The organism is Paracoccus sulfuroxidans, assembly GCF_007830335.1.
GTDB classification, from domain to species: domain Bacteria; phylum Pseudomonadota; class Alphaproteobacteria; order Rhodobacterales; family Rhodobacteraceae; genus Paracoccus; species Paracoccus sulfuroxidans.
In genome coordinates, this window is record NZ_VLKU01000009.1 from 130,169 (window position 1) to 151,228 (window position 21,060).

Consider the following 21,060-nt stretch of genomic DNA (forward strand, 5'->3'; position numbering starts at 1 on the left):
GGCGGGGCAGAGTCAACCCCGCAGCCATCAGAAACCGAAAGGATGACGCACTGCCCACAGTGCGCCCAGGAATGCGGTGGCCGCGACCGCCACCACCGAAAGGCCGAAGACCAGCCAGCGGTGCCTGCGCATCATCCCGGCGGCCCGGATTGCGGCAGTGTTGGGGCTGATCTGCCGGGTCCGCGCCCCTTCCAGCACCGTGCCCAGCCGTCGCGCCAGCCGATAGTTCAGCCAAAGCAGCAGAAGGAACGGCAGCCCCAACAGGCACAGTGCCTGCGCCATCTCCAGCCCATAGCCGAAGCCCAGGATCAGCAGGGCCGAAAACAGGAAGGTCACCGCGCCGGTGATCAGCAGCGCCTCGGTGGTCTGGATCTGCCAGCGCGGCAGCGACAGCGACAACCAGTCCAGCAGCACCAGCGCGTCCAGATCATCCTCGGGGCCGGGTTCGGGGGGAACGCGCTGCAGCACGTCGACGGGCACGCCCAGCACGCGGCGGCCCACCAACGTCCAGGCAGCGGTCAGCAGGATCCAGAACCAGATCGAGCCGAATGAGCGGCTGTCAAGCAAGGCCAGGATACCGTCCAATCCGCGCACACATCATTCCGTGAAACCAGTCCGGCCCGCAGACTATCCTGCGGGCAGACAAAGGGAAACGGCCAATTTCACCCCGCGCCCGGCGGTGGGCTTGCATCACGGACGCCTCGGGTGCAGGTTGCGCCAGATTTTCCGCCCCTCGCGTCCCACAGAGCAAGGCCTCGCCATGTCCAACCCCATTCTTGCCCCCTATCCCGCCGCCCGTCTGCGCCGCCTGCGCAAATCCGCGGCGATGCGCGCCCTGACGACCGAGGTGTCGCTAGGGGTCTCGAACCTGATCTGGCCGATCTTCGTGACCGAGATCGCGGGCGGCGAGGGTGAGATCGCCTCGATGCCGGGCGTCGAGCGGCTGACGCTGGACGGCGCCAAGCGCGCGGCGGAATATGCGGCGCGGATGGGCATCCCCTCGATCTGCGTCTTTCCGCATTCCGACCCCGACCAGAAGACCGAGACCTGCGAGCGCGCCTGGGACCCCGACAACATCGGCAACCGCGCCATCCGCGCCATCAAGGAGGTCGCACCCGAGCTGGTGGTGATGACCGATATCGCGCTGGATCCCTATAACGCCAACGGCCATGACGGCATCGTCCGCGACGGCGTCATCGTCAATGACGAGACGGTCGAGGCGCTGGTCAAGATGGCGCTGGTCCAGGCCGAATCCGGCGCGGACCTGCTGGGCCCTTCGGACATGATGGACGGGCGGATCGGCGCGATGCGCACAGCCCTTGAGGCGGCGGGCCACACCGATGTCGCGATCCTCTCTTATGCGGCGAAATTCGCCAGCGGCTTTTACGGCCCCTTCCGCGATGCCGTGGGCGCATCCGGGCGGCTGGTCGGCGACAAGAAGACCTATCAGGTCAACCCCTCCAACCGTGAAGAAGCGCTGCGCTGCGTCGCCCGCGATCTGGCCGAGGGCGCGGATATGGTCATGGTCAAACCCGGCATGCCCTATCTGGACATCTGCCGCGAGGTGAAGGACCGTTTCGGTGCGCCGACCTATGCCTATCAGGTGTCGGGCGAATACGCGATGCTGGAAGGCGCGATCCGCAATGGCTGGCTGTCGCGCGATGTCGTAGCCGAAAGCCTGCTGGCCTTCCGTCGCGCCGGTTGCGACGGCGTTCTGACCTATTACGCGCCCTATCTGGCTGAAACGCTGGCGCAGAAGGGGTAAAGCCCCTATCATTCCGGTCAAATAGGCGGAGCAACCGCCGATACAAGAATGAGGCGACAGATGATGAATTCGAAAGCGATCAGCCGCCGGACGCTGCTTGCGGGCGGAGGGGGGCTTCTCGTGGCCGCCTGCTCGAATGCCGTGGGTGAGAATGCGGGCGCGCGGCTGGATGCGCGGGTCGATACGACCCAGAACTTCCTGATCCAGAACTATCCCGGCGCGGCCCCTATGGTGCAGAATGCGAAGGGTGTCCTTTACATGCCGCTGATGACCGAGGCGGGCTTCGGCATCGGCGGGGCTTACGGTCAGGGCGCGCTGCGCATCAACAATGTGACCGTCGACTATTACTCGGCGACGCGGGCGACCGTGGGCTTCCAGATCGGCGCGCAGCAATATGCGCATGTGCTGATCTTCCAGACCGAGCAGGCGCTGGCCGATTTCCGTCGCAATCCCGGCTGGGTCGCCGGAGCGGGCGCGTTCTACGCCCTGCCCGACCGCGGCGTCTCGATGGGCACCGACACGATCACCTCGCAGCAGCCGGTCGTCGCCATGATCTTTGGCCAGTCGGGTCTGATGGCGGGTGCCTCGATCGAGGGCACCAAATACACCCGCGTGATCCCCTCGACCTTCTGAGGCGGCGATCCCAACGAAAAGCGGCGGCGGGTGGACCCCGACCGCCGCTTTTTCATGGAAGCTTTCGCACCGCCGGATCAGCCGCCGTGGATGATCCGGACATAGTTGCGGGTTTCGCGGTAAGGCGGCACGCCGCCGTATTTCGCGACCGCGCCCGGCCCGGCGTTATAGGCCGCAAGGGCCAGCTGCCAGCTTCCGAAAGTGTTGTACATCATCCGCAGATAGCGCGCGCCGCCGTCAAGGTTCTGGATCGGGTCACGCGGATCGACGCCCAGCTTGGCCGCCGTTCCCGGCATCAGCTGCGCCAGCCCATGCGCCCCCTTGTGCGAACGTGCCTGCGGGTTCCAGCCCGATTCCTGCTGGACCAGACGCAGGAACAGATCCTCGGGTACGCCATGCTTGCGCGCCATCGCGCGGGCATGCGGCAGATACTGGCTGCGCTGGTTGCCGCGATAGGCCGGGATGCGGGTCGAGACCGCCGTCATGTCGATGGTCCGCGACCCTGCGTCGGGCCGCAACCGGGTCGAGCGCTGGTACTGACCGGCAAGGCGGGAATCCATCAGCCGGGTCTGCCGCTCGAACTGGGCGCTGCGCGATTTTCCGGTGGTGATCCGCAGGCCTTCGGCCATGGCGGGGATCGCCAACCCGAAGGTCAGCGTCAGCGTCGCCGCGGCACGTGCCAGCCCGCGCCACATGGCCTGATTGCGTGAAAGCATTGGTTGCCCCTCATGCCGTCATTTTTTGTTGGCGAATATACCCGATTTTGCGCAATCCGCTATATGCTGCCGGTTTAACCCTTCCTTAACTCATCTGTACAGGCAAATAATCGCCGAGCCCCCGGGCATGCAGTCGGGACTTGCCGCAACCCGACCTGCCGGGATAGACCAGCGCATGATTGACAATATGCAAGGAGCCGCGAGATGGCAGGCAGCGTGAACAAGGTAATCCTGGTCGGCAATTTGGGCCAAGACCCGGAAATCCGCAGCTTCCAGAATGGCGGCAAGATCGCCAACCTGCGGATCGCCACCAGCGAGACCTGGAAGGACCGCAACACCGGCGAGCGCAAGGAGCGCACCGAATGGCACACCGTGGCCATCTACTCCGAGCCGCTGGTGCGTGTGGCCGAGCAGTTTCTGAAGAAGGGCTCGAAAGTCTATGTCGAGGGCCAGCTGGAGACCCGCAAATGGCAGGACCAGCAGGGCAACGACCGCTACTCGACCGAGGTGGCGCTGCGCCCCTTCCGCAGCGAGTTGCACATGCTTGACGGTCGCGGTCCGGGCGGCGGTGCCGGTGGCGGTCGCGGCGGCGATGACGGCTATGGTGGCGGCAGCTATGGCGGCGGCGGTTCGCCCTCGGGCGGCTCGGGCGGCAGCTATGGCGGCGGCAACAGCAACCAGGGCGGCGGACGCCCGGATTTCGACGACGAGATCCCGTTCTAGGCCGGACGACCTTCCGAATGCAGAACAGCCCCGGTTCGCCGGGGCTTTCTTTTTGGGCCCGCGCCTGCCGCAGGGGAAGTGCTGGCAGCACCCCGCACGCCCAAAGCCTATCCTTTCCATCAGGATTGACAGTTCCTGCGTGTGCTGTTTTCTTGCGCGAACGGTCGAGCCAGCCCCGACCGCTGAATATGCAGTGATGCAGCGCCCCCGACGCTATGGGCCATCCAGCGTTCCGAGACCCGCACCACGTCAAGGAAAACAGGAGGTTACGCGTGCTTGCACCTTTCCTGATCATGCTGCGAGAGGGGCTGGAGGCGGCTCTGATTGTCGGCATCATCGCGGGTTATCTGCGCCAGACCGGCCGCAGCGCCTGGCTGCCTGCGGTCTGGACGGGGATCTTCCTCGCCATCGCGCTGGCGCTGTTCGTGGGGGCAGCGCTGCAATTCGTCAGCGCCAGCTTTCCGCAAAAAGCGCAGGAGCTTTTCGAGGCGACCATCGGCATCTTCGCCGTCTGCGTGCTGCTGGCCATGGTCTTCTGGATGCGCCGCGTCGCACGCTCATTGAAGCATGAGCTTTACAGCTCCATCGACCACGCGCTGGCCGCCAGCGGTGGCCGGGCCGCGACCTACGGGCTGATCTGCATGGTCTTCTTTGCCGTCGCACGCGAGGCGTTGGAATCGATCTTCTTCCTGCTCGCGGTCTTTCAGCAAAGCCGCGACCCCGCCGGTCCCTTCGGTGCGCTTCTGGGCGTGCTGGTCTCGGCCGGGGCGGGCTGGGCGATCTATGCCGGTGCCCTGCGGCTGAACCTGGCGCGCTTCTTCCGCTGGACGGGGGTTTTCATCCTGTTCGTCGCGGCGGGCCTGCTGGCAGGCTCGGTCAAGGCGCTGCACGAGGCGGGGCTTTGGAACCACCTGCAAACCGTCGTCTATGATTTCAGCCATGTGCTGCCCGAATCCAGCCCGTTGGGCACTGTCCTGTCGGGGCTTCTGGGCTACCGCGATGCGCCGACGCTGGGCGAGGTCCTCGCCTATGTGCTGTTCCTGACGGTCACGCTTTACCTTTTCCTGCGGCCGATGTCGCCCGCCCCTGCCCTGCGCCCTGCCGAAAGCCGCTCTGATGCCTGACAGCCAGCCCAATCCTCCCGCCCGCGGCATGAAAATCGCCATGATCGCGGCCGCCGCGCTGGCCGTGGCGGGGCTTGGCACCTTCTATGCCGCCACGCGCCAGAACCAGCAGGCCACGCAGGGCCAGACCAGCGACCGGACCGTCAGCATCTCGGCCACCGCCTGCGAGCCCAATGAGATCACCGTCCCCGGCGGACGCCGCAGTTTCGAGATCGTCAACAACTCGGACCGCCCCATCGAGTGGGAGATTCTGAACGGCGTGCTGGTCGTGGCCGAGCGGGAAAACATCGCCCCCGGCTTTCGCGTGACGCTGGCCGCACAGCTGCAGCCGGGCGAATATCAGATGACCTGCGGCTTGCTGTCGAACCCGCGCGGCACGCTGACCGTCACCGCCTCGGACGAGGCGGCGGCTGAGGCCAGCGAAGTGACCCTGCGCAAGTTCCTGGGCCCACTGTCGGAATACCGGGTCTATCTGATCCTGCAGGGCAAGGCCGCGCTGACGGCGGCCGAGGCGTTGCAGGGCGCCATCGCCTCCGGCAATCTGGATGAGGCGCGCGCGGCCTGGATCGCGGCACGCCTGCCCTATCGCCGGATCGAGCCGCTGGCATATCGCATCTCGGACATCGAAAACAACATCGACCCCCGCGCCGCCTATCTGGAAGGGCGCGAGGCCGACCCCGCCTTCATCGGCTATCACCGCATCGAATACGGGCTGTTCGACCAGAACAGCCTCGACGGCCTTGCCCCGGTCGCCGACCGGCTGGTGGCCGATCTGACGCTGCTGCAGGACCGCCTGAAAGCCATGCCGCTGGACCCGGCCCTGCTGGCCAGCCTGCCCGGCGATATGGCCACCCAGATCGCCGAGGGCCAGATCCCGCAGGGCGAAAACGCCTATGCGCGAAATGACCTCTATGAACTGGAAGCCAGCCTTGACGGCATCGGCAAGCTGACCGATCTGCTACGCGGCGTGCTGGCCCCGGTCGACCCCGCGCTTGAGCAGGAAATCGGCAAGGACCTGGACGATTTGCGCGCCCAGCTGGCCGGGCTGAAAGGCCCCGAGGGATATCCGCCCTATGACCAAGTCTCTGACGCCCAGAAAACGGCGCTGACCGAAGGGCTGACCCGGCTCTCGGCGGCGCTTGGGCGGATGCAACCTCTGATCGGGATGAACTAGGATGGAGCGCATCAAAGCCCCCCGCACGGATCGCCGCAACCTTCTGAAGGGTCTGGGGGCAGGCGCGATGGGCGTCCTTGCCGCCGGTCGCGCCGGTGCCGAAACCCCGGCGCAGCAGGCCCCCCATAACGTGCAGGAAGCCCCGGTCGGTCACGCCGACACCGCCAAGCAGCGGGTCGATTTCCACGGTCCCCATCAGGCGGGCATCACCACCCCCCGCCCCGCCAGCGGGTTGGTCGCCTCTTTCGACATCGTCGTCAGTTCACCCGATGAATTCGAGGAGATGCTGCGCCAGCTGACCGAGCGCGCGCGCTTTCTGACCCAGGGCGGCCTCGTCCCCGAGCGCGATCCGAAACTGCCGCCGCCGGACTCAGGGCTCTTGGGGCCGATGGTCGCGCCTGATGCCCAGACGATCACCGTGGCGCTTGGCGATTCCGTCTTCGAGCGTTTCGACTGGCTGACGCCACTGCGGCCCCTGCATTTGCAGCGCATGGTCCAGTTCCCGAATGACGCGCTGGAAACCAGCATCTGCCACGGCGACATGACGATCCAGTTCTGCGCGAACCTGTCGGACACGAACATGCACGCGATGCGCGACATCGTGAAGAACCTCTCGGAGTTTCTGGTCGTACGCTGGATGTATGAGGGCAGCGTACCCCCGGTTCTGCCCGCGCCCGATGGCTCGACCCCAAGCGCGCGGAACTTCCTGGGCTTCCGCGATGGCTCGGCCAATCCCGATTCGACCGATGCGCCGCTGATGGACAAGGTCGTCTGGGTCGCAGGCCCGGACGAGCCGGAATGGGCGCAGGGCGGCACCTATCAGGCCGTGCGCATCATCCGCAATTTCGTCGAACGCTGGGACCGCACCCCCTTGGGCGAACAGGAGCGTATCTTCGGTCGCCGCAAGATGAGCGGCGCCCCCCTGGACGCGCCGCAGGACGCGACCGAGCAGGCCCTGCCCGATTACAGCGCCGATGCCGAGGGCAAGCTGACCCCGATGGATGCCCATATCCGGCTGGCCAATCCACGCACGCCCGACAGCGACCGCAACCTGATGCTGCGCCGCCCCTTCAACTATTCGCGCGGCGTCACGAAATCCGGCCAGCTGGATCAGGGGCTTTTGTTCATCAGCTATCAGGCCGATCTGCAGCAGGGCTTCATCGAGGTCCAGAACCGCCTGAACGGCGAGCCGCTGGAGGAATATATCAAGCCCGTCGGCGGTGGGTATTTCTTCGCCCTGCCCGGTGTCCGCGACGATGCGGACTACCTTGGCTCCAGCCTCATTACCGCAGCCAGGCGCCTCTGACGCCAAGCCAGCCCCCCGGACCAACACAACGGAGCGTGAACATGGTCGGAAACTTTCTAAGAAGCTCAGCCCTGGCAATCGTGCTGGCGTCAGGGACAGCGGGCGGCGCATTCGCGGCCGACCCGTCGCTGGATCTGGTCGCACCTCTGGCCGAATACAAGATCTATGTGGCTGAAAACACCGCCAAACTGGTCGAGGACACCAAGGCCTTCACCGATGCGGTCAAGGCGGGCGATGTCGAGAAGGCCAAGAGCCTCTTTGCCCCCACCCGCACCAGCTATGAAAAGATCGAGCCGATTGCGGAACTCTTCTCGGACCTCGACGTCTCGATGGACGCCCGCGCCGATGATTATGAGAAGGCCGAGGAAGACCCCGCCTTCACCGGCTTCCACCGCATCGAATACGGGCTGTGGGAAAAGAACTCGACCGAAGGGCTGGCCGAATATGCCGACCGCCTGATGTCGGATGTGACCACGCTGAACCAGCGCATTACCGATCTGACCTTCCCGCCCGAAGTCGTCGTCGGCGGCGCGGCGGTCCTGATGGAAGAGGTCGCGGCCACCAAGATCTCGGGCGAGGAAGACCGCTACAGCCGCACCGACCTGTGGGATTTCGACGCGAACTTCGCCGGCGCGCAGAAGATCTATGAGCTGCTGCGTCCGCTGATCGCCGAGAATGAGGCCGAATTCGTCACCAAGGTCGACGGCAACTTCAAGGACGTGGCCGATGTGCTGGGCAAATACCGCACGCCCGAGGGCGGCTTCGTCTCTTACGAAGAACTCAGCGACGCCGACCGCAATGTGCTTTCGACCAAGGTGAACACGCTGGCCGAAGATCTGTCGACCCTGCGCGGCAAGCTGGGCCTCGGCTGATCCACCCTTTCAGCATCGCGGGTCCGCCCCGCGATGCTGCCTTGCAGAATGGCTGCAAACCCTCTTTTCGACATCTTGCATTTTCGGACGCCTGTAGGCTGACATTCAGCTTGCGGATCGATTTTCGACCCATGATTGCTGAGCCGTAAAACATCTCTCCCTTTGCGGGCAAGCTAACCCGGATGGCCTAATCCAATATGCTTGCGCTTTCCGCGCAGCCGATTTTGTATTCGGCGAGATATTGCCGATATTATCCTTGCCTATTTTCGCAGCACTCAACCTCTGCATAGCAAGCGCGCCCCAAAACTCCCGATATTTCTTAACACTATAACCATTTGATCGCGGCGATCACACGCACCTGGAAAACCGTAGTCGCGCCCGGGTTGTGCCACATTTCCCGGGAACGCGGGCAGATGGCCCTCCCGGCGAAAAGACGCCATACGACCAGTATCCGCCGGTCGGACTGATTGACCCTCCCCACCCTCATGCACGAAATTGGCCCCATCACGAGTGTAGGCGCGGTTGTTCCCCGAGCCGCTGTTGCAAGGGTTTTGATGCTATGGCTCGCAGGCCCATAGTCGGATTATCTTATTCACCGTCCGACATCAGATCATTCTCGATCCCAACCAAATGCAGGGCTGCATTTTTATTATCTGATTTAGAATATATCTCGATAACTAATCCTGATCCGCAATTCAAATTCAATTCGGCCGGTTAAATGCCGTGTTGAATATATTCCCTCAATTCCGCCGCGCTGCGGCGATCCGCCTTTCCGGTCGCGATGCCCTTCGTCGCGGCCTCTCGTCGGGCGCATGCGCGCGCCCTGAAACGCAACCTTGTCAACAGGACGCATCATGAGCTTGCTCTCAGACCCCAATGCATTCCGTGGGCTTCGTGTTGCCGTGTTCGGCTTCGATCTTGCAGAAGCCTCGCAGGTCCGCAGAATCCGGTCCCTGCTGTCGCTCGGATGCGATGTAACCTCCTTCTGTCCCCGCCGCGAAGGAAGCACCCCCGGCTTCACCCCCGAGTGGCGCAATTTCGACCTGGGGCTGGTGCGACAGGGCGCCTATCTTCGCCGTGGCCTCGCCCTGCCGATGACCGTGGCGAAGGCCTTGCGCGGGCGCAAATGGCTGCGTCAGGCGGATGTCATCATTGCCCGCAATCTGGACATGGCCGCCGTCGCCCATCTGGCACGCCGGATGGCGGGCGTCAGCCGCGAGATTCCGCTGGTCTATGAATGTCTGGATGTTCACCCCCTGCTGACGCGGGGCGACAGCCTGGGCCGCCTCATGCGCTGGTCTGAGCGTCGCGTGCTGGCGCGGGCGGCGCAACTGGTCGTCTCGTCCCGGGGGTTCACCGAATCCTATTTCCGCCCGGTGCAGGGCTATGACGGCCCCGCCGCTCTGGTCGAGAACAAGCTGTGGCTGGATGACATCGCGCCGGGCGGACGCCTTGAGGCCGATGACGTCGCCTCGCCCGCAGGACCGCTGGTGCTGGGGCTGGTGGGCGCGATCCGCTGTCAGCGCTCGGTCAATCTGCTGCTGGAAACCGTCGACCGCATGGGGCGCGGGCTGAAGCTGCGCTTTGCCGGCCATCTGGACGAACACGCGGTGCGTGACTTCCCCCAGCAGGTCGCGGCGCGCAGCAATGTCGACTGGACGGGTGCCTATGCCTGCCCCGAGGATCTGGGCAGCATCTATCGCGACTGCGATCTGGTCTGGGGTCAGGACATGTGGCAGCCGGGCGGTAACTCGGACTGGCTGCTTCCGAGCCGGCTTTATGAGGCAGGCTGGAACGGTTGCCCGGTCATCGCCGTCGAGGGCTCGGAGACCGCCCGCCGGGTGGACTCGGACCGTCTGGGCTATGTCATTGCCCGCCCCGACAGTGCCACGCTGGCCGGGCTTCTGGGCTCGATCAACCGCGACGATCTGACGGTGCTGAAGCGCGATCTGCTGACCCGCCCGGCGGAAAGCTTCGTCCAGAAGGCCGAGGATCTGATGCCCTTCCTGACCCCCGCCCTGCGCCGCGCAAACCGCGCCGTGCCGCGGATGGGCCAACAGCTGGCAAAGGCCTCGGCCCGATCCTGAGACCTATCTGTTCACACTGCCAAGCAGGCGTCGGGCCCACCCCGGCGCCTGTTTTCATGGGCCAATCTCGCCTCAATCCGCCTATCACCTCGCGTTTCGCCAACATGACCTTGCCCATCCTTGATCGGAGCCCGATGATAAGGGCAAACGCGCTTCTGATCAGACAAGGCATCCCAATTGCATTCCTTCCCGGCTGATCGGCGACGACACATCATCGACCACAATGCTATGATATGGGCATGGTTGGCAGCGTCGCGGGGGCACCCATCGAACAGGCACATAACGACCCATGACCATTGCTAACGCAAAGATCGAAGGCAAAAGCACCGACGTTCCCCTGAGGACCATGGTCTATCGCACCCTGCGCGACCGGCTGGTGACCGGGACCATCAAACCGGATCAGGTCATGTCGTCGCGCTCGCTGGCGCGCGAACTGGGCGTCAGCCCGATGCCCGTGCGCGAAGCGATCTCGCGCCTTGCCGCCGAACGTGCGCTGGAGGTGAAATCGCAAAGCAGCGTCATCGTCCCCGCCATGACCCCGCGCCGGTTCGAGGATCTGCTGTTCAGCCGGCTGCAACTTGAACCGGCCGCCGCAGTCCGCGCCCTGCCCGCCGTCACTGATGAGTTGATCGAGGACCTGTTCGAGATCGACCAGCGGATGAACCGTGGCCTCGATTCGGGCGATGTCGCCTCCTATATGTCCGGCAACCACGAGTTTCACTTCAAGCTCTACGGTGCCCTTCCCGCCCCCACGCTGATGCAGCTGATCGAAACGCTGTGGCTGCAGTTCGGCCCGCTGATGCGGCTGGTTTTTGAGCTTTACGCCGACGATCAGCACGAGGAAGACAAGCATCCCATCATCCTGCAGGCGCTGCGTGACCGCGATGCCAAGCGCCTTCATGACGCGGTCGAGGCCGATATTCGTGACGGGATGAACCTGGTGCGGGCGTCGAAGAATTTCAGCTAAAAGTCTTGCATCTGTGATCGCAGTTTTATGTTTACAAACTGAGATCGCAGTTATAGCGTTCACCTAGAAGCTGATTCACGAACTTGCTGCGATTGACGCGTCCGGACATCCGCACTGATCTGCGAGTCCGCCTCCCTTCCTGTCCATCGGGAAAGGGGACCTCTTTCGCACGGGCCCAACCGGAGAGCGCAATGGACGCCCTGTACTTCTACGACGTAACCAAGCTTGGCACACCAGAGCCGGGAGCCCCTGTGCCCGACCGCGTCGTCGAAGGTGCGCCCACCAACAAGACCTGGGAAATCGAAGTGACGCCGGACGGATCGGTCAGCACCGGCATCTGGGAAGTTCAGGGCGGCGCATGGCGCGTCGTCAAGGAAACCTGGGAATTCTGCACCATCATCGAGGGCGAATCCGAACTGATCGAAGACGGCAAAGAGCCGCGCCGCATCACCGTCGGCGATAGTTTCATCATGCGCCCCGGCCACAGCTATATCTGGCGGGTCATCACCCCCACCAAGAAGATCTACGTCATTCGCGAAGACGTCTGACCGGCGTCTCGCCACCACACGCCCACCACAGCCCAAACGCCAGCTGGCGGCATCACGGTGCCGCCCACTGCCCCGGCATGCCGAATGCACGGTGGACAAGCAAACCGACAACGATACGGCGCGTCCGGCCCAAAGCGACGCCCGAAAACCCCTCAGTGAGGCGAAATGCCAGACCAGAAGAAAGCCCTTCTCATCATTGCCACGGGCGAAAATGCCGAGGAATGGCGCAGCGAGCTTGTGAAGGCCGCGCCCACTTTGGACATCCATGTCCTGGGGGAGGAGTTCGACCCCGCGACCATCGCTTGGGCCTTGGTCTGGCGTCCTCCTGTGGGCTATCTGGCGTCGCTGCCAAACCTCGAGGCGATCTTCTCGATGGCGGCGGGCGTCGATCACATCTTTGCCGATGATCAGCTTCCGCAAGGCATCCCGGTCGTCAAACTGGTGCATGAGGCGACGCGCCAGCAGCACCGCGACTATGTGCTGCATGCCGTGATCCACCATCACCGCGACATGATGCTGTTTGCCGAACGCCAGCCGCAGAAGGTCTGGAAATTCGTCCGTCCCGCGATGAACGCGCAGCGCAGCATTGGCTTGATGGGGGCCGGGCCTCTGGGCATCTTCGCCGCCGAGGCGCTGGTCTCGCTTGGCTATCAGGTCCGGGTCTGGAGCCGCTCGCCGAAATCCATCGACGGTGCGCAAAGCTTCCATGGCACCGATCAGCTGCACGACTTCGCCGCGGGGACGGATATCCTTGTCTCGATGCTGCCGAAAACCCCCGAAACCATCGGCATTCTGGACGCGGCGCTGTTCGCCGCCCTGCCGGAAGGGGCAGCCGTGGTGAACATCGGGCGCGGCGATCATCTTGACGAAGGTGCCCTGCTGGCGGCGCTGAACAGCGGCCATCTGTCTGGCGCGACGCTGGACGTTCTGGCGCAGGAACCACCCGCAGAAGACCACCCGTTCTGGACCCATTCCAAGGTGCGCCTGACGCCCCATATCGCCAGCGAGCCGAACCCCTGGGTCACCGCCATGGCGGTTCTGGGCAACATCGACCGGATGCAGCAGGGGCTTGCCCCCGAGCCAAGGGCCGACAGGGCGTCAGGTTACTGACGCGCGGGTCCAGGGAGGGGAGGAGAGCATGACCACAGCATTCAACATCGTCGTCGTCGAACCCGGCTACGCGAATTATCAGGTCGAGCGTGATGTGCTGGGCCCGATCGGCGGTCAGGTGACCGCGCTTGACTGGCAAGGCGACCGCGCGAAGCTTCATGCGGGGATCGCTGATGCGGACCTTATCATGCTGCGTGACACGGTGGTCGACGCCTCTGTCTTTGACGCCGCACCCAAGCTCAAGGGGCTGGTCCGCTATGGCGTCGGCCTTGACAAGATCGACCTTGAGGCGGCGCGCGAACGGCGCATCATGATCGCCAACGTCCCTGATTATGGCGCCGATATCGAGGTCGCGGACCACACGCTGGCCCTGTTTCTTGCCGTTCGCCGCCGCATCGTATCGCGGGATCGCGACGTGCGCGCCGGGGCGTGGGAGGTCGGGCAGACCGAGCCCATGCAGCGCATCTCGGGTGCGACGCTGGGGCTGATCGGTTACGGCCGCATTGCCCGCGCCGCGCATCGCCGCTTTGCCGCCTTCGGGGTTTCGGAGGTGATCGTCCACGACCCGTGGCTGACGCCCGAAGCGGCCGAGGCAGCCGGTGTCCGTCTGGCAACGCTCGACGAATTGGTCGCCCAATCGGATATCGTTTCACTGCATGCGCCGGGCAGCGCCGATGGCGCGCCCACCTTGAACGCTGATCGACTGGCGCGGATCAAGCCCGGCGCGGTCATCGTGAACACCGCGCGCGGCAGCCATATTGATGAGGCTGCGCTGATCGAGGCGCTGCAATCGGGCCGGGTGGCCGGTGCCGGGCTGGATGTCTTTCGCAGCGAGCCTCCGGGCCGCGAGAACCCGCTTTTTGCCATGCCGCAGGTCGTCGTCAGCGACCATACGGGTTGGTACTCGGAACAATCCGTCCATCAGATCCAGTCGCTGGCCACAGCCGAAGCGCTGCGCATCCTGACCGGCGAAAAGCCCGTGAACTGGGTCAATCCCTGGTAACGGCCGACCCGTCATACCCTGACGGATCGACTTGCCCAACCCCAAAGGACGGACCCGCAAAGGGCCGTTTTCACCCCCGAGGGACCGATCAGAGAACTTCGGCCCTCAGCCGCACTTCAGGGAGAGTTTCATGAACGACATCAACCAGATCAAAGCCCGTGGCGGCCCTGCCCTTTCGCGCCGCATGCTGCTGGCCGGCGCTGCCGGCACGGCGATGCTGCCCTTGCTGGGGCGGGCCAGCCTTGCGCAGTCCGGCCCGCAAAAGGGCGGCACGCTGCGCGTCGCCATGGGTCAGGCCAATACCGCCGAAAGCCTCGATCCGGGCACCTACGCGACCTCGATGTCGATTGCCTTTGCCTTCTGCCGGGGCAACGCGCTTTGCGAATACAGCCCCTCGGATGAGATCGTGGGCGAGCTCGCGGAAAGCTGGGAAGCCTCTTCTGATGCCAAGACCTGGACCTTCAAGCTGCGCAAGGGCGTGACCTTCCACAACGGCAAGCCCCTGACGGCCGAAGATGTCGTTGCGACCTTCGACTATCACCGCGGCGAAAACTCGACCTCGGGGGCCAAGGCACTGCTGTCGGATCTGGCCAATGTGCGCGCCGAGGACGATCAGACCGTGGTGTTTGAGCTGAGCAGCGGCAACGCCGACTTCCCCAGCATCACCGCAGACTTCCACCTGATCATCCTGCCCTCGGACGGCAAGGGTGGCCTCGACATCGCCTCGGGTGCGGGGACCGGCGCCTACAAGATCTCGTCGCTGGAGCCCGGCGTCCGCATCGAGCTGGAACGCAACCCCGACTATTGGAAGCCGAATGCCGCGCATTTCGACGCGATCCACCTGATTGCGGTGCTGGACGCGGCGGCGCGCAACAATGCCGTCGTCTCGGGTCAGGTCGACGTGGCCGAGCGCAACGACACCGCGACGCTGGCCATGCTGGCGCAGGCCCCGAACATCATCATCGATGAAACTCCCAGCGCGGCACACAACAACTTTGCCATGGCCTGCACCATGGCACCCTTCACCGACCCGAACATCCGTCTGGCGATGAAATACGGCATCGACCGCGAGGATGTGCTGCGCAAGACCCAGTTCGGTCATGGCTATGTCGGCAACGATCACCCGATTGCGCGCTCGAACAAGTATTTCAACACCGAGCTGGAGCAGACCGCCTATGACCCCGACAAGGCGCGCCACTATCTGAAGCAGGCGGGCTTGGACAAGCTGGACGTCGAACTGATCACCTCGGAAGGGGCAGCGGCGGGTGCCGTGCCTGCGGCAGAGCTTTACAGCGCCAGCGCAGCCGCATGTGGCATCAATATCGCGGTTCGCCGCGTGCCGGGTGACGGCTATTTCTCGGACATCTGGCTGAAAAGCCCGTTTGCGGCCTCGGATTGGGGCGGACGTCCCACCGCCGATCTGGCTTTCACCGTGGCCTATGCCAAGGACGCGCCCTGGAATGAGACGCATTGGCAGAACGAGCGTTTCAACGAGCTTCTGGTCACCGCCCGCACCGAGCTGGATGAGGATCGCCGTCGCACGATGTATTGGGAAATGCAGGAGCTTTGCAACCGCGATGGCGGTGCGATCGTGCTGAACTTCCAGAACTGGATCGTCGTACGCTCGAAGAAGATCGCCCATGACGAGGCGGTTTCGGCGCAATGGCCGCTGGACGGCTACAAGGCCTTCGAGCGCTGGTGGTTCGCCGCCTGAGCCCCCGTTCCGACCCATTACCGGCCTGACCCGGATTCGTCCGGGTCAGCCTCTGGCAGCCCTCGCCTTTCAGACTGCAACGAAGGAATCGAAAATGATGCGTGACCCCGTAAAAGTTGCCGTAGTTCAGATCGAGCCGGTCGTGTTTGACCGTGATGCGACCATCGAAAAGATGGCCGGTGCTGTCGCCGAGGCCGCCGCCGCAGGTGCAAAGCTGGTGGTGTTTCCGGAAGCCTTCATCCCCGTCTATCCCTCCTCGACCTGGTCGCGCGCGCTGGCCTTCTGGCACAGCAAGCCCGCGAAAGAGATGTTTGCCCGCCTTGCCCGGCAGGCGGTCGAGATCCCCGGCCCCGCCCATGACCGGCTGGCCAGCATCGCGCGCGACAACGGCGTCTGGCTGGTGACCGGCGCGACCGAACGCGACCCCGCCCATCCCGGCACGTTATACAACTCGCTGCTTTACTATTCGCCCACGGGCGAACTGGCCAACCGCCACCGCAAGACCGTGCCGACCGCGCATGAAAAGCTGATCTGGGGTCAGGGCGACGCCAGCGGCATTCCCGCGATCGATACCGAGATCGGGCGGATCGGCGGGCTGATCTGCTGGGAAAACTACATGCCGCTGGCGCGCTTTGCGCTCTATCAGTCGGGGGTCGAGATCTATATTGCCGCCTCTGCCGACGAGGCTGACACCTGGCAGCAAAGCCTTGGCCATTTCGCCCGCGAGGCAGGTGCCTATGTGCTGAGCCCCTGCCATTTCCAGCGCCGCACCAGCTATCCCGAGGATTTCGAGCTGGGCCCCCTGCCCGAGACCTATGCCCCCCGTGCAGGCAGCGCCATCGTCGCCCCGGACGGCAGCTATCTGGCCGGTCCGCTGTTTGGCGAAGAAGGCATTCTTTACGCCGAGCTTGACCCGCAGATGATCCTTGAGGTGCGGCAGCGCCATGACGCCGCAGGCCATTCGAACCGGCCCGACCTCTTTGACTTCTCGCTTCGCGAAACTGCCTGAAAGGTCGCCCGATGAACGCGCTTGGCCGGACAATTCTGCAACGCCTCGCCCTGGGGCTAATGTCGATCGTCATTGTCTCGGTCGTCGTGTTCTCTTCGCTTGAGTTTCTGCCCGGCGACTTCGCCTCGTCGGTGCTGGGCAGAAGCGCCACCCCCGAGACCGTGGCCGCGTTCCGGCAGGAACTCGGGCTCGATCTGCCTGCGGTGCAACGCTATTTCCACTGGATCGGCGGCGTCCTTCAGGGCGATCTGGGCAATTCGTTTGCCGGGCGCGCCTTCACCCCCCGTCCGGTCAGCGAGATCGTGATGCCGCGCCTGTGGAACACGCTGTTTCTGGCCGGGATCACGGCGGCCATCGCCATTCCGGTCGCGGTTCTGCTGGGTCTGCTGGCGGCGCTTTACCGCAACTCGCGGTTTGACCGGCTGGTGAATGCCTCGACGCTCTCGACCATCGCCATGCCCGAATTTCTGGTGGCCTATATGGTCATTCTGGCGCTGGCGGTGAAATTCCCGCTGTTCTACGCCATGTCGACGCTGTCGCCCGGCATGTCCTTCACGGAGCGTCTGGGCGCCGTCGCCTTGCCGGTGCTGACGCTGTCGCTGGTCATCATCGCGCATATGATGCGCATGACCCGCGCCGCCATCATCGGCGTGCTGGCCAGCCCCTATATCGAGATGGCCCGGCTGAAGGGCATGGCCCCCTGGCGGATCATCACCCGCCATGCGCTGCCGAATGCGCTTGGCCCCATCGTCAACGTCATCGCTTTCAGCCTGGCCTATCTGGTCGTCGGCGTCGTCGTGATCGAGGTGGTCTTCGTCTATCCCGGCATCGGGCAGACCATGGTCGACGCCGTGCGCAACCGCGACATCCCCGTGGTGCAGGCCTGCGCCCTGATCTTTGCCGCGACCTATATCGTGCTGAACCTGATCGCCGACATCATCGCCATCGCCACCAATCCGAGGCTGCTCCATGCACGCTGATCCCCGCGACATCGCGCCCTCTGCCGGCCCCGTCAGGCGCAGCAAGCGCAGCCTTCTGGCCACCGCCCCCCTCTCTGCGCGCATCGCGATGCTGATCATTCTGGCCTATCTGCTGGTCGCGATCTTCGCACCCCTGCTTGCCCCCTTTGGTGAGGCCGAGGTGGTCTCGCAGATGCCTTACGCCCCGCCGGACGCGCAGTTCCTGCTGGGCACCGACCAGCTGGGCCGTGACCAGTTGAGCCGCCTGATCTATGGCGCGCGCAACTCGATGGGGATTGCGCTGGCGACCACGCTGATCTCGTTCACGCTGGGCAGCCTTCTGGGCATCACCGCCGCCGTGCTGGGGGGCTGGGTCGATCAGGTGCTGTCGCGCTTTGTCGATGTCATCATGGCAATCCCGCAGCTGATCTTTGCGCTGATCCTGCTGTCGATTGCGGGCTCCTCGATCCCGAACCTCATCATCATCATCGCGCTTCTGGACAGCACGCGGGTGTTCCGGGTCTCGCGCGCGGTGGCGATGAACGTCGTCGCCATGGAGTTCATCGAGGCCGCTCGACTGCGCGGTGAAGGGCTCGCATGGATCATCCGGCGCGAGATCCTGCCGAACATCATGCCGACGCTGATCGCCGAATTCGGCCTGCGCTTCTGCTTTGCCTTCCTGACCATCTCGGCCCTCAGCTTCCTGGGTCTGGGCATCCAGCCGCCGACGGCCGACTGGGGCTCGATGGTGCGCGAGGCGTCATCGCTGATCGCCTATGGCAACCTCACGCTGTTCATCCCGGCCATCGCAATCGCGGTGCTGACAATCTCGGTCAATCTGGTGGTTGACTGGTTCCTTGACCGTGCCAGCGGATTACGCAATGCAAACTGACAACGCACATCTTTTGGACATCCGCGACCTGCGGGTCGAAGGCGAAAGCGACGGCCAGTGGAGCACGCTGGTCGACGGGGTCAGCCTGACCCTGCGCCGGGGCGAGGTTCTGGGGCTGGTCGGCGAATCCGGGGCCGGAAAATCGACGCTGGGTCTGGCGGCACTTGGCTATGTCCGGCCCGGCTGCCGGATCACCGGCGGGCAGGTCATCTTTGACGGGCGCGACCTGCTGTCCCTGCCCGAGGACCAGCGCCGCCCGCTGCGTGGCCACCGCATCAGCTATGTCGCGCAAAGTGCGGCCGCCTCGTTCAATCCGGCCCATTCGCTGATGAACCAGACGATCGAGACCGCCGTTCAGCGCCACCTGATGCCCGCCACCGAGGCGCGCAATGCCGCGACCCAGCAGTTCCGGCGGCTCAGCCTGCCGCATCCCGATAGCATCGGGAAACGCTATCCGCATCAGGTCTCGGGCGGGCAGCTTCAGCGGATCATGACGGCGATGGCCATGCATTGCGGCCCGGACCTGATCGTCTTCGACGAGCCGACGACCGCGCTGGACGTCACCACGCAGGTCGAGGTTCTGGCCTCGATCCGCGAGGCCGTCGAGGCGCGCGGGACGGCAGCCATCTATATCACCCATGATCTGGCGGTGGTGGCCCAGATGGCCCATCGCATCATGGTTCTGCGCCACGGCAAGCTGGTCGAAGAGGGCGAGACGCAGGCCATGCTGGACGCCCCGCAGCAGGATTACACCCGCTCGCTCTGGGCTGTGCGCGAGGTGCAGAAGACCACGCTTCAGGCCGCCGAAAAGCCGCTTCTGACCATTCAGGGGCTGAACTTCAGCTATGGCAAGGCCGGTCCGAAGGCGCTGGAAGGCATTGATCTGACCGTTCCGCGCGGTCGCACGCTGGCGGTTGTGGGCGAATCCGGCTCGGGCAAGTCAACGCTCGGCCGGGTCATCGCCGGGCTAAACGTCGCCGACAGCGGCCAGGTCACCTTTGACGGCCAGGTTCTGCCGCGCCGGATCGGTCAGCGCGACAAGGATCTGATGCGCCGCATCCAGCTGGTCCATCAATCGGCCGATACCGCCCTGAACCCCCGCCATACCGTGCGCGAGCTGATCGCCCGCCCGCTGGAGACCTTCCACCGGCTGCGCGGCAGCGAACGCGAGCGGCGGGTGCAGGAACTGCTCGAGATGATCGAGCTTGGCCCCCGCTACGCCGACCGGCTGCCGTCAGAACTGTCGGGCGGACAGAAGCAGCGGGTGAACATCGCGCGCGGCCTTGCGGCGGGGCCCGATCTGATGATCTGTGACGAGGTCACCTCGGCGCTGGACCAGCTGGTGCAGGAGGGCATCCTGCGGATGCTGCTGAACCTGCAGGCGGAACTGCAGATCAGCTATTTCTTCATCACGCATGACATCTCGACCGTGCGCGCCATCGCCGATGGCATCGTCGTCATGCATCACGGCCGCATCGTCGAGGCCGGTCCCCGGCAGGACGTGCTGTCACCGCCCCATCATCCCTATACCGAGCTGTTGCTGGGCTCCGCGCCACAGATGCGCACCGACTGGCTGACCGATCTTCTGGCCAGTCGCGCCGCCTCCGCATCCGCACCGTAACACCCATAAGCCTTCAAGGAGTTTCCATGTCCGAATTCAAAGACCGTCTGGTGCTGGTCACCGGGGCCAGCAGCGGCATCGGTGCTGCCGTCGCGAAAGCCTTTGCCGCCGCAGGCGCCAGCGTCGCGATCCACTACAACAGCGGCAAGGCCAATGCCGAAAAGGTCGCGGCCGAGATCGAGGCCGCAGGCGGGCGCGCCCTTCTGGTCGAAGGCGATCTGGCCGAGGCGGGTGCCGCACGCAATGTCGTGACGCGGGCCGCAACCGGGCTCGGCGGCCTCGACATCCTTTTCAACAACGCGGGCGCGATGATCCGCCGCGCCCCCTTTGCCGAGCTGGACCCCGAGCTTTACCAGCAGGCGCTGGACCTGAACGTGCGCTCGGTCATAGAGGCCTCGCAGGCGGCCATCCCGCTGATGGAGGCACGCGGCGGCGGCGCGATCATCAATGTGGGCTCGGTTGCGGGCAGCGATGGCGGCGGCAGCGGCTCGGGGCATTATGGCTGCGCCAAGGCCTATATCCACAACCTGACGCGCCACATGGGCCGCGATCTGGCCGCGCGCAACATCCGCGTCAACGCCATCGCGCCCGGCGCCATCGCGACGCCCTTCCATGCCGCCACCCCGGCGGAACGTATGGTCGCGATGGAAAAGACCATTCCGCTGGGCCGCCTTGGCACACCCGAGGATCTGGTCGGGCCGGTGCTGTTTCTGGCCTCGGATGCCTCGGCCTATGTGACCGGGCAGATCCTGCATGTGAACGGCGGCATGTATCTGCCCTGATCCGCAAGGCCGCGCCCTGACGGTGCGACCTCGCGACCAATGAAACTGCAGAACC

Annotated in this window: 20 protein-coding genes; 18 read left to right on the forward strand and 2 right to left on the reverse strand. The window is 64.6% G+C overall.

Annotated elements, in window-relative coordinates:
• Positions 1-27: 27 nt before the first annotated feature.
• Positions 28-594, reverse strand: a complete 567-nt coding sequence (locus IQ24_RS14885; RefSeq protein ID WP_145399074.1) for a hypothetical protein — start codon at positions 592-594, stop codon at positions 28-30.
• Between the two features lie 166 nt (positions 595-760).
• On the opposite strand from IQ24_RS14885, the gene hemB reads away from it, so the two are divergent.
• Both hemB and IQ24_RS14895 read left to right on the forward strand, forming a co-directional pair.
• Positions 761-1,765, forward strand: coding sequence for a porphobilinogen synthase (gene hemB, locus IQ24_RS14890; RefSeq protein WP_145399075.1), 1,005 nt, complete (start codon positions 761-763; stop codon positions 1,763-1,765).
• Between the two features lie 60 nt (positions 1,766-1,825).
• A complete protein-coding gene (locus tag IQ24_RS14895; protein ID WP_145399076.1) occupies positions 1,826-2,398 on the forward strand; it encodes a lipid-binding SYLF domain-containing protein in 573 nt (190 codons plus the stop codon).
• A 77-nt stretch (positions 2,399-2,475) separates the two neighbouring features.
• Here IQ24_RS14895 and IQ24_RS14900 read toward each other — a convergent pair whose 3' ends face one another.
• Positions 2,476-3,114, reverse strand: coding sequence for a lytic transglycosylase domain-containing protein (locus IQ24_RS14900; protein ID WP_145399077.1), 639 nt, complete (start codon positions 3,112-3,114; stop codon positions 2,476-2,478).
• 204 nt (positions 3,115-3,318) lie between these two features.
• Between IQ24_RS14900 and ssb the strand changes: the two genes are divergently transcribed.
• From ssb to IQ24_RS14980, 16 genes are all read left to right on the forward strand, one after another.
• On the forward strand, positions 3,319-3,837 hold the full coding sequence (ssb, locus tag IQ24_RS14905; protein WP_145399078.1) for a single-stranded DNA-binding protein: 519 nt from the start codon (positions 3,319-3,321) through the stop codon (positions 3,835-3,837).
• 272 nt (positions 3,838-4,109) lie between these two features.
• Positions 4,110-4,961, forward strand: coding sequence for an iron uptake transporter permease EfeU (efeU, locus tag IQ24_RS14910; RefSeq protein ID WP_145399079.1), 852 nt, complete (start codon positions 4,110-4,112; stop codon positions 4,959-4,961).
• Between the two features lie 40 nt (positions 4,962-5,001).
• Positions 5,002-6,135 (forward strand): iron uptake system protein EfeO, encoded by a 1,134-nt coding sequence (efeO, locus tag IQ24_RS14915; RefSeq protein WP_242008215.1) that lies wholly within the window; start codon positions 5,002-5,004, stop codon positions 6,133-6,135.
• Position 6,136: 1 nt separating this feature from the next.
• On the forward strand, positions 6,137-7,441 hold the full coding sequence (efeB, locus tag IQ24_RS14920; RefSeq protein WP_145399081.1) for an iron uptake transporter deferrochelatase/peroxidase subunit: 1,305 nt from the start codon (positions 6,137-6,139) through the stop codon (positions 7,439-7,441).
• 41 nt (positions 7,442-7,482) lie between these two features.
• Positions 7,483-8,313: an iron uptake system protein EfeO gene (gene efeO / locus IQ24_RS14925; RefSeq protein ID WP_145399082.1), complete on the forward strand. Its 831-nt coding sequence runs from the start codon at positions 7,483-7,485 to the stop codon at positions 8,311-8,313.
• Positions 8,314-9,167: 854 nt separating this feature from the next.
• On the forward strand, positions 9,168-10,400 hold the full coding sequence (locus IQ24_RS14930; RefSeq protein WP_145399083.1) for a glycosyltransferase: 1,233 nt from the start codon (positions 9,168-9,170) through the stop codon (positions 10,398-10,400).
• A 289-nt stretch (positions 10,401-10,689) separates the two neighbouring features.
• Positions 10,690-11,367: a GntR family transcriptional regulator gene (locus IQ24_RS14935; RefSeq protein ID WP_145399084.1), complete on the forward strand. Its 678-nt coding sequence runs from the start codon at positions 10,690-10,692 to the stop codon at positions 11,365-11,367.
• A 191-nt stretch (positions 11,368-11,558) separates the two neighbouring features.
• Positions 11,559-11,915, forward strand: coding sequence for a cupin domain-containing protein (locus IQ24_RS14940; protein WP_145399085.1), 357 nt, complete (start codon positions 11,559-11,561; stop codon positions 11,913-11,915).
• A 165-nt stretch (positions 11,916-12,080) separates the two neighbouring features.
• Complete coding sequence (locus tag IQ24_RS14945) at positions 12,081-13,025, forward strand: 2-hydroxyacid dehydrogenase (protein WP_145399086.1); 945 nt, start codon at positions 12,081-12,083, stop codon at positions 13,023-13,025.
• A gap of 28 nt (positions 13,026-13,053) precedes the next feature.
• The gene (locus IQ24_RS14950; RefSeq protein WP_145399087.1) at positions 13,054-14,028 is read left to right on the forward strand and encodes a C-terminal binding protein; all 975 of its coding nucleotides are present in this window, start codon (positions 13,054-13,056) and stop codon (positions 14,026-14,028) included.
• 130 nt (positions 14,029-14,158) lie between these two features.
• Positions 14,159-15,742 (forward strand): ABC transporter substrate-binding protein, encoded by a 1,584-nt coding sequence (locus tag IQ24_RS14955; RefSeq protein WP_145399088.1) that lies wholly within the window; start codon positions 14,159-14,161, stop codon positions 15,740-15,742.
• 97 nt (positions 15,743-15,839) lie between these two features.
• Positions 15,840-16,751, forward strand: coding sequence for a carbon-nitrogen hydrolase family protein (locus tag IQ24_RS14960; protein WP_158637535.1), 912 nt, complete (start codon positions 15,840-15,842; stop codon positions 16,749-16,751).
• Between the two features lie 11 nt (positions 16,752-16,762).
• Positions 16,763-17,731: an ABC transporter permease gene (locus IQ24_RS14965; protein WP_145399090.1), complete on the forward strand. Its 969-nt coding sequence runs from the start codon at positions 16,763-16,765 to the stop codon at positions 17,729-17,731.
• 55 nt (positions 17,732-17,786) lie between these two features.
• Positions 17,787-18,602, forward strand: a complete 816-nt coding sequence (locus tag IQ24_RS14970) for an ABC transporter permease (RefSeq protein WP_422386281.1) — start codon at positions 17,787-17,789, stop codon at positions 18,600-18,602.
• Positions 18,592-20,223, forward strand: a complete 1,632-nt coding sequence (locus IQ24_RS14975) for an ABC transporter ATP-binding protein (RefSeq protein ID WP_145399092.1) — start codon at positions 18,592-18,594, stop codon at positions 20,221-20,223. The genes IQ24_RS14970 and IQ24_RS14975 overlap by 11 nt, the downstream gene beginning before the upstream one ends.
• 26 nt (positions 20,224-20,249) lie before the next feature.
• Positions 20,250-21,005, forward strand: a complete 756-nt coding sequence (locus tag IQ24_RS14980; RefSeq protein WP_145399093.1) for an SDR family NAD(P)-dependent oxidoreductase — start codon at positions 20,250-20,252, stop codon at positions 21,003-21,005.
• The last annotated feature ends 55 nt before the right edge of the window (positions 21,006-21,060 follow it).